The sequence below is a fragment of the Streptomyces sp. NPDC026538 genome (assembly GCF_055567535.1).
Genome location: NZ_JBVHQG010000003.1, coordinates 191426 through 206028 on the forward strand (window position 1 = coordinate 191426; position 14603 = coordinate 206028).

A 14603-nucleotide genomic window follows, 5' to 3' on the forward strand; every position below is an offset into this window, starting at 1 on the left:
GGCCTCCTACGCCGCGACCAGATACGAGAACACGGATTCGAGGGACTCGTCGGACGGCGAGACCGTGAGCAGCCGGATGCCGTGGTCGCGGGCGACCCTCGGCAGCAGGGCGGTGAAGCGGCCGAAGTCGACGGCCTGGATACGCAACGCGCCCTCGGTGAGGTCGACTTCGATGCCCGAGGTCGACGGGTCGGCGATCAGCGCGGCCGCGAGGGTGCGGTCGTCGCTGGAGCGGACCAGGTAACGGTGCGGGCGGTCGGTCATCAGACGGCGGATCTTGCGGAAGTCGCCGCTGGCGGCGTGCCGGCCGGCGACCACCACCTCGATGTGCCAGGCGAGTTGCTCGACCTCTTCGAGGATGTGCGAGGAGAACAACACCGTACGGCCCTCGTCGCCCATCTTCCGCAGCAGGTCCATCAGCTGCATGCGCTGGCGCGGGTCCATGCCGTTGAAGGGCTCGTCGAGCAGGAGCAGCGAGGGGTCGTGGACCAGGGCGGACGCCATCTTCACACGCTGGCGCATGCCCTTGGAGTACGTCGAGATCTTGCGGTCCTGCGCGTACTCCATCTCCACCGTGGCCAGCGCCTTCTGGGCGGCCTTGGCACCGAGGCCGTGCAACTCGGCGTTGGCGACGACGAATTCGCGGCCGGTGAGGAAGTCGTACATCGCCTCTCGCTCGGGGACGATGCCGATGTGCTTGTAGATGGCCTCGTTGCGCCAGGTGGGCTGTCCGTCGAGGGTGACCGTGCCGGTGGAGGGGGCGAGGAAGCCGCCCATCATGTTGATGAGGGTGGACTTTCCGGCACCGTTGGGGCCGAGCAGGCCGGTGACGCCCGGGCCGATGGTCATGGTGATGTCGTTGACGGCGACCACGTTGCCGAACCAGCGGGAGACGTGGTCGATGGAGAGCGTGGTCACAGTCCCACCTTCTTGTAGCGGCGCAGCAGCAGGCCATAGCTCGCGGCGATGAGGCCGAGGACGACGAGCACGTACACCGCGCCCTGGGCGTGGGAGGGTCCGTCTCCGCCCGGGAAGGTGTTGGTGCCACCGAGGAGGGCGGTGCTCAGGCCGCCGATCAGGGTGACGGGCGAGAACAGGCCGATCCACGGGATGGCGCCGGTGCTGCCCTGCGAGTCCGCGATGGCCTGGAGGGTGGAGACCGCCCCGTAGGAGATGGTCAGTACGGCGATCACGGCGGCGATGCCGAAGCCGCGGCGGGGCGTGATCGAGGCGATGACCAGGCCGATGCCGGCGAACAGCAGGGACAGCAGGGCCACCGATACCAGTCCCTGGCCGAATCCCTTGCTCTGGTGGGCGAAGTCCATCTTGGACAGCAGGGCGCCCACGTACAGCACGACCAGCGGGGCTCCGGTGAGGATGAACAGCGCCGAGGCCAGGGCCGCGAACTTGGCCCGGACGTAGTCGGCGGTCTCGATGGGCCGCGAGAAGTACAGCGGGATGGTCTTGAAGCGCAGGTCGCGGGAGACCGCCTGGGGTGCCTGCGAGGCGACGTACAGGCTGATGACGGCCTGCATGATGATCGCGTACCGCGTGTACGACACCGGGAGTTCGTGCGCCTTGGTGGCGACGGCGACCGCCACCATGATGGCCGCCGGCACGCACATCACCGCGAACAGCAGCATCGGCAGCACCTTGGACTTCACCGAGCGGCCGAGGCCGTAGGAGCCGCGCAGGGTCTGCGAGTAGAGGGACACGCGGGCGTAGGCGCGGCCCAGGCGCGGGCCGTCGTAGCCGCGGTAGCCGATGTCGTGGATACGGGACTGGTCACCCGCGGGGGTGGCCAGAGGCTGCTCAACCGCCATGGACGGCCGCCTCCTTCCGCTGCTCGTCGCTGCTGGTGAAGACCTCGGAGATGTGGTGTCTGCGCTGCTCCATGCGCACCAGGCCGAGCCCGAGGTCGGCGACGACGTCACGCACCAGGTCGTACGTCTCCTCGCCCTGGGCGGTGAGCAGCAGGATGTGGCCGGCGCCGGGCAGGCCGCCGCCCTCGTGGTCCGTCTCCACCCCGCGCGCGTGCAGCGCGTCGCGCACCGCGCGGGTGCCGTCGGGGTGCTCGTCGCTGTCGGTGACCTCGATCGCGAGGGTGGTCGTGGACTGGGTGAAGTCCGTGGTGGAGCTGGAGCGCAGCAGCTTGCCGCCGTCGACGACGACCACGTGGTCGCAGGTGCGCTCCAGTTCACCGAGCAGGTGCGAGGTGACCAGGACCGAGATGCCGAAGTCGGTGTGGATCCGGCGGATCAGGCCGAGCATCTCGTCGCGGCCGACCGGGTCGAGGCCGTTGGTCGGCTCGTCCAGGAAGACCAGCTGGGGGTCGTGCACCAGCGCCTGGGCGAGCTTGACGCGCTGCTTCATGCCGGTCGAGTAGCCGCCGATGGGGCGGTACCGCTCCTCGTAGAGCCCGACATGGCGCAGGGTGTCGGCGGTGCGCTCGCGCGCGGCGGCGGGCGGCAGGCCGGACATGCGGGCCATGTGCACGACGAACTCGGTGGCCGAGACGTCGGGCGGCAGGCAGTCGTGCTCCGGCATGTAGCCCACCCGCTCGCGGATGGCGGCACCCTTGGTCGCCACGTCGAGGCCGAGCACCTCGGCTCGGCCCTCGCTGGCGGGGGACAGACCCAGCAGGATCTTGATCAGGGTGGACTTGCCGGCGCCGTTGGCTCCGACGAGTCCGGTCACACCGGGTCCGATGTCCACGGACAGCCGGTCGAGCGCGGTCACCCGGGGGAACCGCTTGCTCAGGCTTTCGGTCGCGATCACAGTCACGTCATCGAAGGTAGTGATGTGGACCACGGAGGTCGTCAGACCCGAGAGCCGTCTTCGCATCACTCTCGAGTATTACGGGACCCTAGGGGATCCCCTGCCTGAGAGCTACACAGAGTTATCCACAGGCTTTGCGCCTCCTGTTGACGTCGCCTCTAACAACTGTCACATTCACCAGTGTCAGGTTACGGACGCGTACCGCAGTCGATGGGGACGGGGCGGATGACGACGACAGTGCAGGACGTACTCTCCGAACGCGCCACGGAGCTGAAGGGTTTCCGGCGGGTGCAGCGACTCGCGTACGAATGCGCGGAGGCGGTCGCGGCCCGGCTGGAGCCCGGGATCACCGAGCGCGAGGCGGCCCGGATGCAGCGCGAGTGGCTGCGCGTCCGTGGCGTACGGGACTGGTTCCACCTCCCCTTCGCCTGGTTCGGCGACCGCACCGCGTTCACGGACTTCCGCATACCGCTGCAGTTCTTCCCGACCGACCGCCGGCTGGCCCCCGGGATGCCGTTCATCCTGGACCTGGCCCCGGTCTACGACGGCTTCACGGCCGACATCGGCTACTCGGGCTCCCTCGGCATCAACCCCGTGCAGGACCGGCTGATGGCCGACCTGGAGGCACACCGGGAGCTGATCCTGCGCGAGGTGCGCGAACGGCGCCCGCTGCGCGAGATCTACGAGGACGTGGACCGCCTGATGGTCCGCCAGGGCTACGCCAACCGGCACCGCGCGTACCCGTTCGGCGTGATCGCCCACAAGGTGGACCGGGTGAGGCAGCGCCGCTGGTCACCTCACCTCTTCGGGTTCGGCACCCAGTCCCTGAAGGGCCTCGCCGCCGACGCCCTGCACGGCCACCGCGAGGGCTGGTCGCCGCTGTGGTCGCCGTACCGCTTCTCCGACCACCCGCCCCGACCGGGCCTGTGGGCGGTCGAACCACACCTCGGCTTCCGGGGCACCGGAGCCAAGTTCGAGGAGATCCTCGTGGTCACCGACTCCCGGGACCCCGAGCAGAGCGCCTTCTGGCTGGACGACGATCTGCCGCACGTGCGGCGCTGGGCGGAGGACAAGTGACGGCACTGAAGGGCGCACGCGAGCGCCGGGTACGCACCGGCGGCATCGAACTGTGCGTGGCGGAACTGGGCGACCCGGCACAGCCGACGGTCGTCCTCGTCCACGGCTACCCGGACAGCAAGGAGGTCTGGTCCGAGGTCGCGCCCCGCCTGGCCGAGCGCTTCCACGTGGTGCTGTACGACGTCCGGGGCCACGGCCGCTCGACCGCACCGCAACCGCTGCGCGGCGGCTTCACGCTGGCCAAGCTGACCGACGACTTCCTGGCGGTGATCGACGCGGTGAGCCCGGACCGCCCGGTGCACCTGGTCGGCCACGACTGGGGCTCGGTGCAGTCCTGGGAGTTCGTCACCGTGGGGCGCACGGAGGGCCGCGTCGCCTCCTTCACCTCGATGTCCGGGCCGTCCCTCGACCACTTCGGACACTGGATCAACGCGCGCGTGAAGCGTCCCACGCCCCGCCGGCTGGGACAGCTCCTCGGCCAGGGCGCCAAGTCCTGGTACGTGTATCTGCTGCACACCCCCGCCATCCCCGAACTGGCCTGGCGCGGCCCGCTGGGCAAGGCCTGGCCGGGCATCCTCCGACGGGCCGAGAGGCTCCCCGCCGGGGACTACCCGACCGGCTCCCTCCGCTCCGATGCGGCGCACGGTGCCTGGCTGTACCGCGACAACGTACGGCCCCGGCTGCGCCGCCCGCGCGAGGACGCGTACGCGCACGCGCCCGTGCAGCTCATCACGCCCCTGGGCGACGCCTTCCTCTCCGAGCGGCTGTACGACGACCTGGAGCGCTGGGCACCGCAGCTGACCCGCCGCACCCTGCCCGACAAGCACTGGATCCCGCGCACCCGCCCGGACCAGGTGGCGGCCTGGATCGAGGAGTTCGTGATCTCCGTCGAGGACGGCCGGGGCACCGAGCCGAAGCGCGCGGACCGCCATGCCCAGCGGTTCGGCGGCCAGCTGGTGCTGGTCACCGGCGCCGGCAGCGGTATCGGCCGGGCCACGGCATTCGCCTTCGCAGAGGCGGGCGCGCGCGTGGTGGCCGTGGACCGGGACGCGGAGGCCGCCGCCCGCACCGCCGAGCTGTCCCGGCTGATCGGAGCGGCGGACGCATGGCCCGAGACGGCCGACGTCTCCGACGAACAGGCCATGGAGAAGCTCGCCGAGCGGGTCCACCGCGAGTACGGGGTCCTGGACGTACTGGTCAACAACGCGGGTATCGGCCTGTCCGGCTCGTTCCTCACGACGACCACGGAGGACTGGCGCAAGGTCCTGGACGTCAACCTCTGGGGCGTGATCCACGGCTGCCGCCTGTTCGGCGCGCGGATGGCGGACCGCGGCCAGGGCGGCCACATCGTGAACGTCGCCTCGGCGGCCGCCTTCCAGCCCTCGCGGGCGCTGCCGGCCTACAGCACCTCCAAGGCGGCGGTCCTGATGCTGTCCGAGTGCCTGCGCGCCGAACTCGCCGCTCAGCGCATCGGCGTGACCGCGATCTGCCCCGGCATCGTCAACACCAACATCACCTCGACGGCCCGCTTCACCGGGGTCGACGACGCGGAGCAGCGACGCAGGCAGCAGCGCTCGGCCCGCCTGTACGGGATGCGCAACTACCCTCCGGAGAAGGTCGCTTCGGCGATTCTGGAGGCGGTGGAGCACAACAGGGCGGTGGTACCGGTGACCCCGGAGGCACGGGGGGCGCGGATGCTGTCGCGGGTGGCGCCGGGGGTGCTGCGGAGGATCGCGAGGATGGAGCCGAGGCTGTGACGGCCGATCCCCCGCCCCACAAGACCTACCGCATCGAGGACTTGGCCCACCGGTCCCGGACCACCGTCCGAACCATCCGCGCCTACCAGGACAAGGGTCTCCTCCCGCGCCCGGAACGCCAGGGGCGGGCCAACCTCTACTCCGACGTCCACCTCACCCGCCTCCACCAGATCGCCGATCTCCTCGCCCGCGGCTACACCCTGGCCTCCATCAAGGAGCTCCTCGACGCCTGGGACACCGGCCGCGGCCTGGCCGGCGTCCTGGGCCTCGTCACCGAGGCCGAGGGGCCCTGGACCGACGAGGAGCCGGCCCGGCTGTCCCGCGCCGACCTGGACGCCCGCTTCGGCGGCACCCCCGACGACACCGCCGTGGCCGAGGCCGTGGCACTCGGAGTCCTGGAACCGGTGCCGGACGACCCCGACTCCTTCCTCGTCCCGAGCCCCCAAGAGCTGGCCGTGGCCGCCGAGTTGTACGCGGCGGGCGTACCGCTCACCGCGATCTCGGACCATCTGCGGGAGTTGCGGGTCCAGGTCGAGCACATAGCCGCCCGTTTCCTGGAGTTCACCACCGAGCACGTCTTCGCCCGCTACCTCGACGACCCGCACCACCGCACCGACGCGAAAGCGGCCGAGGCGGCCTCCCTGGTACGGCGCCTGCGCCCGCTCGCCCAGCAGACCGTGGACGCCGAACTGGCCCGTGCCATGCGCCTGTTCGCGACCCGCGAGGTGCGCCGGCGACTTGGCGCGGGGGAGCAGCCGAACTCTCGGGAGGAGACACGTACCGTGTCTCTCCCCGCCGACACGATTCAGGCCGTAGGACGTCTCGTTGGCCCGGACAACATCGCCGAGTTCATCGCCCTGGCCGCCGAACGAGAGGCCAGGGCACGCCACTTGGACGCTCTCACCACAGATCACAGACCTGTTAACGATCTTGACGAAACACCGTGAAACGCCCAGCGGTTGTCCACAGCGCGGCCAATTGCCCTGTGGATAACCAGACTTGGTTGTGGATCAAACCTCGGGCGAAAAATAACTGCGTGATCCGCGTCTCTCCCGGCACGCTGGTGGCGTGAACGACAAGAAGAGTCAGAGACCGCACCACGAAAAGAACGACAAGCCGACCATCGGACAGAACGACAGGACGTGGGACGAGCGGCGCACCGTGAAGGTGTCGAAGTACCTCTCCAAACACCTGCGCCACCAGCCCGAGCGCATCGGCCTCACGCTCGACGAGGCCGGCTGGGTGGAGATCGACACGCTGCTCGCGGCGGCAGCGGCGCACGGCTTCCCGGTCACCCGCGAGGAACTCGACCACGTCGTCGCCGCCAACGACAAGCAGCGTTTCGCGATCGAAGGCGCCCGGATCCGCGCCAGCCAGGGCCACAGCGTCGACGTCGAGCTCGGACTGCCCCCGGCGACCCCGCCGCCGTACCTCTACCACGGGACGGTGGCCCGGTACCTGGACGCGATCCGGACCGCGGGTCTCCGCCCGATGAACAGGCACGACGTGCATCTGTCGGCCGACCGCGAGACCGCGACCCGGGTCGGTGCCCGGCGCGGGCGCCCGGTCGTGCTGTCGGTGGACGCGGGCGCGATGCACCGGGCCGGCCATGTCTTCCACGTCAGCGCGAACGGGGTGTGGCTGACGAAAGCCGTACCGCCGCAATACCTGCGCTTCCCCGACCCGCACTGACCCCTGCATGATGGCTGGTATGGACCAGAGTGACCGCAGGGACCAACTCCCCACTACCGAGGCGGCCGTGACCGCCCTGCACGCGGTCGCCGCCGAGTTCGGCCGCGAGATCGAGGTGACCCACGACATCGGTGCCGACCAGACCTCCCGGCGCGGCGCGGCGGGCTTCGGCGTCACCACGGACCCGGACGGTTCGCTGCCGCACGAGGCGTACGCCGAGTTCGGCGGACTGCCCCAGGTGAGCGTGCGGCTCTACCCGGACGACGACGCGCTGATCACGGTGGAGGGCGTCGCGTTCCACGACCTCCCGCGCGACGACGTGCCCGCGTTCCTCCGCTCCGTCTTCGGCGGGCTGGCCCATGTCCGCTCCCGCCGCTTCCCGCCCATGGCCTGGCTGGTCGTACCGCTGCCCGGGGACCGCACATACAAGGAGTGCCTCACCGTCAGCCTCCTCACGCCGTGGCTGAGCGGCCGCATACGGTGACCGTTTCGTCCGTCGTCGGTCCAGGCCCTTAGTCTCGGACGCATGAGTCTGCGTCTGAGCACCGTGATCCTGCCGTACCGCCGCTGGAGCGAGGGCGGCCGTACCGCCTGGACGCGGGCCGAGGAACTGGGCTTCCACACCGCGTACACCTACGACCACCTGTCCTGGCGCAGTTTCCGGGACGGCCCGTGGTTCGGTGCGATTCCGACGCTGACCGCCGCCGCGTCCGTCACCGACCGGCTGCGTCTGGGCACGCTCGTCACGTCGCCGAACTTCCGGCACCCGGTGACGCTCGCCAAGGAACTGATCTCCCTCGACGACATCTCCGGCGGCCGGGTGACGCTCGGCATCGGCGCCGGCGGCACCGGCTTCGACGCCACCGCGCTGGGCCAGGAACCGTGGACCGCGCGCGAGCGCGCCGACCGGTTCGCCGAGTTCGTGCCGCTGCTCGACCGGCTGCTCACCGAGGACTCCGTGACACAGGAGGGCGAGTTCTACTCGGCCCACGAGGCGCGTGACATTCCGGGCTGCGTGCAGCGGCCCCGGCTGCCCTTCGCGGTCGCGGCCACCGGCCCGCGCGGGCTGAAGCTGGCCGCGCGGCACGGACAGGCGTGGGTGACCACCGGCGATCCGAAGCTGTACGAGAACGGCACGCCCGAGCAGTCCGTCGAGGCGCTGCGCGGTCAGACAGCGAAGCTCGGCGAGGCCTGCGCGGCGATCGGCCGGGACGCGTCGGAGCTGGACAGGATCCTGCTCACCGGGTTCACCCCGGACCGGGCCCGTCCGCTGGCCTCTCTGGACGCCTTCGTGGACTTCGCCGGCCGCCACCAGGAACTGGGCTTCACCGAGCTGGTGATCCACTGGCCCATCCCGGACTCGGACTTCGCGGCCGACGAGAAGGTCTTCGAGCAGATCGCCATGGAGGCCCCTGCCCAGCTGGCCTGAGGCCGACAGGCAGAGCCGCCGGACTGGGGTCGAGGGGCACCGGGCCGTACCCGGAGCATGCTCGGCAAGTCATCTGTGTCTCATCTGTACGGAGCACCGCACGGGCGTGCGGGCATATGCGCGAGAATGGGCCGGTGACCTCAGCGACCCGACAGCCCGAGTCCCCCGCCTTCGCCACCCCGCCCCGGCTGATCGCCACCGATCTCGACGGCACCCTGCTGCGCGACGACAAGTCGGTCTCCCCGAGGACGGTCGCCGCGCTGGCCGCCGCCGAGGAGGCGGGTATCGAGGTCTTCTTCGTCACCGGCCGCCCGGCCCGCTGGATGGACGTCGTCAGCGACCACGTCCACGGCCACGGCCTGGCGATCTGCGGCAACGGCGCCGCCGTGGTGGACCTGCACGGCGGCCCCGGCGCCCACCGTTTCGTGAAGGTACGCGAACTGGCCAGGGAGAACGCGCTGGACGCGGTACGGCTGCTGCGCGACGCCGCACCCGGCACGGTGTACGCGGTCGAGCAGACGTACGGCTTTCACCAGGAGCCTGCCTATCCCAAGCTGCACCTGGAGACGCCGGACCATCTGCTGCCCGCCGAGGAGATCCTCGCGGCCGACGGCCGGGGCGCCGGCGAGCCCGTGCTCAAGATCCTCGCCTACCACCCCGACCTCGACCCCGACGCTTTCCTCACCCTCGCCCGTCTCGCCGTCGGCGACCGCGCCAACGTCACCCGGTCCAGCCCCAGCGCCCTGCTGGAGATCAGTGGTCCGGGAGTGTCCAAGGCCAGCACGCTGGCCCTGGAGTGCGCCGAGCGCGGCATCTCGCACGAGGAGGTCGTGGCCTTCGGCGACATGCCCAACGACGTCGAGATGCTGACCTGGGCCGGACAGTCGTACGCGATGGGCAACGCCCACCCCGACGTGATCGCCGCCGCCTCCGGCCGCACGGTCGCCAACAACGAGGACGGTGTCGCGGTCGTGATCGAACAGCTGCTGGCCACTCGCAGCTGATTCAAGCCGCACCCACCAGGCCCTCAGGCGTTTCCGCCGGCGACTCCGTCGCCGCCTCCCGCTCCGCCATCCCCCGCAACGGCCCGGCCACGGCGGCCAGCTCCGCGTACGGTCCGCGCTGCACCACCTGGCCCCCGTCGAGCACGACCACCTCGTCCACGGCCTCCAGGCCCGCCAGCCGATGGGTGATGAGCACGGTCGTACGGCCCTCGGTGGCGGCCAGCAGATCCGCGGTGAGCGCGTCCGCCGTGGGCAGGTCGAGGTGCTCGGCGGGCTCGTCGAGGACAAGCACCGGGAAGTCCGCGAGCAGTGCCCGGGCGAGCGCCAGCCGCTGCCGCTGCCCGCCGGACAGCCGGGCCCCGTGCTCGCCGACGAGGGTGTCGAGCCCGTCGGGCAGCCCGTCCACCCAGTCCAGCAGCCGGGCCCGGCCGAGCGCGTCCCGCAGGTCCTCCTCGGTGGCGTCCTTGCGGGCGAGCAGCAGGTTCTCGCGTACGGAACTGTCGAAGAGGTGGGCGTCCTGGGCGCACAGCCCGACGAGCCGGCGTACGTCGTCGCCGTCCATGCCCTGCGCGTCCACGCCGGCCAGGGTGTAGGAGCCCGCCCCCGGGTCGAGGAACCGCAGCAGGATCTGGGCGAGGGTCGTCTTGCCGGAGCCGGAGGGGCCGACCACGGCGATCCGGTGCCCCTCGTGGAGGGTGAGGTCGAGCCCCGCGAGCGCGTCCTGACGCCGTCCCTCGTGACGGGCGGACAGGCCCTTCAGTACGACGGGGAAGGGCGTGGCGGGCGCTTGGCGCGGACGCTCGGGCTCGCGTACGGGCTCGGGCGCGTCCAGCACCTCGTAGATGCGCTCGGCGCTCCTGCGCACCCGCTGCCGGTGCCGCACGGCGAGCGGGAGCCCGAGTACGGCCTCGAAGGCGGCCAGCGGAGTGAGCACGACCACGGCCATCGCCACCCCGCTCAGCCGGCCGTCGGCGACCCCCTGGGCGCCCAGCAGTGCCGTGGCGGCGACGGTCAGACCCGTCAGCAGAGCGGTCAGTCCGTCACCGAGCGCGGTGGCGGTGGCGGCCCGCGAGGCGATCCGGGTGAGCGTGCGGTCGGCTTGCCGGGTCTCGGCGGTACGGGCGGGCAGCGCACCGGCGACGGTCAGTTCGGCGGTGCCGGTGAGCAGGTCGGTGACCCGGGTCGCGAGCAGGCCGCGGGCGGGCGCCAGCCGCTGCTCGGCGCGACGGGCCACGGCGGAGGTCACCAGCGGGACCCCGGCGCCGGCCGCCAGCAGCCCCACGGCCAGGGCGGCGCCCGCCTCGGGCAGCAGCCAGGCGGTGAACCCCACGGCCCCGGCGGACACGGCCATCGCGGCCCCGGCGGGCAGCAGCCACCGCAGCCAGTAGTCCTGCAAAGCGTCCACGTCGGCGACCAGCCGGCTGAGCAGATCCCCGCGCCGGGTCGCGCGGAGCCCGGCAGGCGCGAGCCGTTCAAGGCGCCGGTAGACGGCGACCCGGGTGTCGGCGAGCATCCGCAGCACGGCGTCGTGCGACACGAGCCGTTCGCTGTACCGGAACACGGCCCGCCCGATTCCGAAAGCCCGCGTCGCCGTCACGGCGACCATCAGATACAGCACCGGCGGCTGCTGCGAGGCCCGCGAGATCAGCCACCCGGAGGTCGCCATCAACCCCACGGCGCTGCCGAGCGCGAGAGCTCCCAGCAGAAGAGCGAGCAGCAACCGCCCCTGCCGAGCCCCGGAGTCCCCCCGAAGCCGCTTCAGAACGCCCCGCCGAGACCCGGCCACCGGCTTCCCCGAGCCACGTCCGGAAAGCCCGAGCCGCCCCGCCGAGCCCCCCGCCGACCGACCGAGCCCCTCCACCGAGCCGCTTTCCGGCCGACCGGGCGATCCGATCTGCCCGAGCAAGTCCGTCGGCCCGCTTTCCGGTTCGCACAACTCCGCCGGACCGCTTTCCAGCTCGCCGCGCAACTCCGCCGGACCGCTTTCCAGTCGACCGAGCTGCTCGGTCTCCTCGTCTTCCCATCGACCGAGTCGGGTGGTGGGTTGGGGAAGCGGCTGGGGGCCGAGGGGGCGGAGCCCCCTGGGGGCCTCGCTGCCGGAGAGCCGCACCACCCGGTCCGCCGCCGAGAGCAGCGCCGGCCGGTGCACCACCAGCAACACCGTCCGCCCCGCGGCAAGCCGTCGTACCGCCGCCACGACCTCCGCCTCGGTCGCCCCGTCCAGCGCAGCCGTCGGCTCATCCAGCAACAGCACGGGCCGGTCCGCCAGGAACGCCCGCGCCAGCGCCAGCCGCTGCCGCTGCCCGGCGGACAGTCCGGCCCCGTCCTCGCCGAGCACGGTCCCGGCGCCGTCCGGCAACGCCTCCACGAACTCCAGCGCCCCCGCGTCCCGCAACGCCCGCCGTACCGCCTCGTCGTCCGCGTCGGGACGCGCGAGCCGTACGTTCTCGGCGATCGTCCCGGCGTACAGATGCGGCCGCTGCGGCACCCACGCGATCCGCGACCGCCACGCCTCCAGGTCCACCTCGCCGAGCTCGGCTCCCCCGATCCGCACCCGGCCCGCCGTCGGCCGCACGAACCCCAGCAGCACGTTCAGCAGCGTCGACTTGCCCACTCCACTCGGGCCGACCAGTGCGACGGTCTCGCCGGGTTCCACGGTGAACGACACCTCGGTCACCGCGTCCGCCGAGCGTCCCGGGTAGCGGACCGTCACTCCTTCGAAGGCCAGGGAGGCCGCGGAGGGGATCTCGCCCGTACCGGACACCGGCACCGGCGTCTCCAGCACCGCGAAGATCTCCTCCGCCGCCGCGAGCCCCTCCGCCGCCGCGTGGAACTGGGCACCCACCTGCCGCAGCGGGAGGTATGCCTCGGGCGCCAGCACCAGGATGACCAGCCCGATGTACAGGTCCATGTCGCCGTGGACCAGCCGCATACCGATGGTCACGGCGACCAGTGCCACCGACAGCGTGGCGAGCAGTTCCAGCGCGAAGGAGGAGAGAAAGGCGATCCGCAGGGTCCGCATGGTCGCCTGCCGGTACTCGCCGGTGATCCGCCGGATGGACTCGGCCTGCGCCTTGGCCCGCCCGAACACCTTCAGCGTGGGCAGCCCGGCAACCACATCCAGGAAGTGGCCGGACAGCCGGGACAGCAGCCGCCACTGGCGGTCCGTACGGGACTGGGTGGCCCAGCCGATCAGCACCATGAAGAGCGGGATGAGCGGCAGAGTGCCGACGATGATCGCCGCGGACACCCAGTCCTCGGTGACGATCCGGGCGAGCACCGCGACCGGTACGACCACGGCGAGCCCCAACTGGGGCAGGTAGCGCGAGAAGTAGTCGTCGAGGGCGTCGACGCCGCGCGTGGCGAGGGTGACCAGTGACCCCGTCCGCTGACCGCTCAGCCAGCCGGGACCGAGCGCCACAGCCCGGTCGAGAAGCCGCCCCCGCAGTTCGGACTTGACCGCCGCACTCGCCCGGTGCGCGGCAAGCTCGGTCAGCCAGGAGACCAACGCCCGACCGATGGCAACGGCCACCAACAGCAGCAGAGGAGTGCGGAGTTCGAATACCGAGTGGTCGTGCTGGAAGGCGCCGACCACCACTTCGGCGATGAGCATCGCCTGGGCAATGACCAGCCCGGCCCCCGCCGCACCGAGGCCGACGACCGCGATCAAGAAGAGACGAGTGGCTCGGGCGTAGCGCAGCAGACGCGGATCGATTGGTTTCACGTGAAACATGCCCTTCGGCCCGGAGTGGGTGTTTCACGTGAAACACCCACTCCTTGGACTCATGCGGATTCAGCGCGCAGTCAGTGCGAAGCCAGTACGGACTGAGTACCGACTCGGCGCCGACTCAGTGGGCGGTCTCGGCTGCGATGTGCTGCGTGCCGATCCGCTTGCGGAACACCCAGTACGTCCACCCCTGGTAGAGCATGACGAGGGGCGTGGCGATCGCCGCCAGCCACGTCATGATCTTCAGGGTGTAGGGGCTCGACGAGGCGTTGGTGACCGTGAGGTTCCAGTCCGCGTTGAGCGACGACGGCATGACGTTCGGGAAGAGCGACAGGAAGAGCATCGCCACGGCGGCCACGATGGTGATGCCGGACAGGGCGAACGCCCATCCCTCGCGGCCCCGCAGGTTGGCTCCCAGGGCGGCGACCAGCGCGGCGACCGCCACGACCAGGGCCACCAGGCTCTTGCCGTCCCCGCTGTCCGCCTGCGTCCACACCAGGAAGGCCAGCGCCAGCACGGCGGCGAGCAGGCCGACCTTGGTCGCCAGCTTCCGCGCCCTTACCCGTATGTCACCGACGGTCTTGAGGGCGGTGAACACCGTTCCGTGGAAGGTGAACAGGGTCAGCGTCACCAGTCCGCCGAGCAGGGCGTGCGGGTTGAGCAGGTCCCATACGTTGCCGACGTACTCGAAGTGCTGGTCGATCTTCACGCCCCGCACGATGTTCGCGAAGGCCACGCCCCACAGGAACGCCGGGATCAGCGAGGTCCAGAAGATCGCGGTCTCCCAGTTGCGCTGCCACCTCTCCTCGGGCCGCTTCGCCCGGTACTCGAAGGCGACACCCCGGACGATCAGGCAGACCAGGATGACCAGCAGCGGCAGATAGAAGCCGGAGAAGAGCGTGGCGTACCACTCGGGGAAGGCGGCGAAGGTCGCACCGCCCGCGGTGAGCAGCCACACCTCGTTGCCGTCCCAGACCGGGCCGATCGTGTTGATCAGCACCCGCTTCTCCGGCCGGTCCCGGGCGAGCAGCTTGGTGAGGATGCCGACCCCGAAGTCGAAGCCCTCCAGGAAGAAGTAGCCGGTCCACAGGACGGCGATCAGGACGAACCAGACGTCGTGAAGTTCCATGACTGCGTCT

At 71.1% G+C, this 14603-nt stretch carries 12 protein-coding genes; 7 read left to right on the forward strand and 5 right to left on the reverse strand.

What is annotated here, in order from left to right; all coding sequences use genetic code 11:
• Positions 1-6: 6 nt before the first annotated feature.
• Genes ACZ4N4_RS14015 through ACZ4N4_RS14025 form a run of 3 tightly spaced genes read right to left on the reverse strand, consistent with a single transcriptional unit; the run spans position 7 to position 2778 of the window.
• The gene (locus tag ACZ4N4_RS14015; RefSeq protein WP_450760516.1) at positions 7-918 is read right to left on the reverse strand and encodes an ABC transporter ATP-binding protein; all 912 of its coding nucleotides are present in this window, start codon (positions 916-918) and stop codon (positions 7-9) included.
• The gene (locus tag ACZ4N4_RS14020) at positions 915-1823 is read right to left on the reverse strand and encodes an ABC transporter permease (protein ID WP_453568361.1); all 909 of its coding nucleotides are present in this window, start codon (positions 1821-1823) and stop codon (positions 915-917) included. Before ACZ4N4_RS14020 ends, ACZ4N4_RS14015 begins: the two co-directional genes overlap by 4 nt.
• Complete coding sequence (locus ACZ4N4_RS14025; protein WP_362559838.1) at positions 1813-2778, reverse strand: ABC transporter ATP-binding protein; 966 nt, start codon at positions 2776-2778, stop codon at positions 1813-1815. The genes ACZ4N4_RS14020 and ACZ4N4_RS14025 overlap by 11 nt, the downstream gene beginning before the upstream one ends.
• 225 nt (positions 2779-3003) lie before the next feature.
• Between ACZ4N4_RS14025 and ACZ4N4_RS14030 the strand changes: the two genes are divergently transcribed.
• The 7 genes from ACZ4N4_RS14030 to ACZ4N4_RS14060 all read left to right on the forward strand — a co-directional run bounded on the left by ACZ4N4_RS14030 (position 3004) and on the right by ACZ4N4_RS14060 (position 9737).
• A complete protein-coding gene (locus tag ACZ4N4_RS14030; RefSeq protein WP_467588059.1) occupies positions 3004-3855 on the forward strand; it encodes a M24 family metallopeptidase in 852 nt (283 codons plus the stop codon).
• Complete coding sequence (locus ACZ4N4_RS14035; protein WP_467588062.1) at positions 3852-5612, forward strand: SDR family oxidoreductase; 1761 nt, start codon at positions 3852-3854, stop codon at positions 5610-5612. The genes ACZ4N4_RS14030 and ACZ4N4_RS14035 overlap by 4 nt, the downstream gene beginning before the upstream one ends.
• Positions 5609-6559 (forward strand): MerR family transcriptional regulator, encoded by a 951-nt coding sequence (locus ACZ4N4_RS14040; RefSeq protein WP_467588065.1) that lies wholly within the window; start codon positions 5609-5611, stop codon positions 6557-6559. Before ACZ4N4_RS14035 ends, ACZ4N4_RS14040 begins: the two co-directional genes overlap by 4 nt.
• Positions 6560-6734: 175 nt before the next feature.
• Positions 6735-7304: an RNA 2'-phosphotransferase gene (locus tag ACZ4N4_RS14045; RefSeq protein ID WP_467589098.1), complete on the forward strand. Its 570-nt coding sequence runs from the start codon at positions 6735-6737 to the stop codon at positions 7302-7304.
• Between the two features lie 19 nt (positions 7305-7323).
• A complete protein-coding gene (locus tag ACZ4N4_RS14050) occupies positions 7324-7788 on the forward strand; it encodes a hypothetical protein (RefSeq protein WP_467588068.1) in 465 nt (154 codons plus the stop codon).
• Between the two features lie 42 nt (positions 7789-7830).
• Positions 7831-8733: an LLM class flavin-dependent oxidoreductase gene (locus ACZ4N4_RS14055; protein ID WP_467588070.1), complete on the forward strand. Its 903-nt coding sequence runs from the start codon at positions 7831-7833 to the stop codon at positions 8731-8733.
• 116 nt (positions 8734-8849) lie between these two features.
• The gene (locus tag ACZ4N4_RS14060) at positions 8850-9737 is read left to right on the forward strand and encodes an HAD-IIB family hydrolase (protein WP_467588073.1); all 888 of its coding nucleotides are present in this window, start codon (positions 8850-8852) and stop codon (positions 9735-9737) included.
• 1 nt (position 9738) lies between these two features.
• Here the strand turns inward: ACZ4N4_RS14060 and cydD are convergent, their stop codons facing one another.
• Positions 9739-13470: a thiol reductant ABC exporter subunit CydD gene (cydD, locus tag ACZ4N4_RS14065; protein WP_467588076.1), complete on the reverse strand. Its 3732-nt coding sequence runs from the start codon at positions 13468-13470 to the stop codon at positions 9739-9741.
• A 115-nt stretch (positions 13471-13585) separates the two neighbouring features.
• Positions 13586-14593 carry a cytochrome d ubiquinol oxidase subunit II gene (gene cydB, locus ACZ4N4_RS14070; protein ID WP_467588079.1) on the reverse strand — a complete coding sequence of 336 codons (1008 nt, stop codon included), beginning with the start codon at positions 14591-14593 and terminating at the stop codon, positions 13586-13588.
• Between the last annotated feature and the right edge of the window lie 10 nt (positions 14594-14603).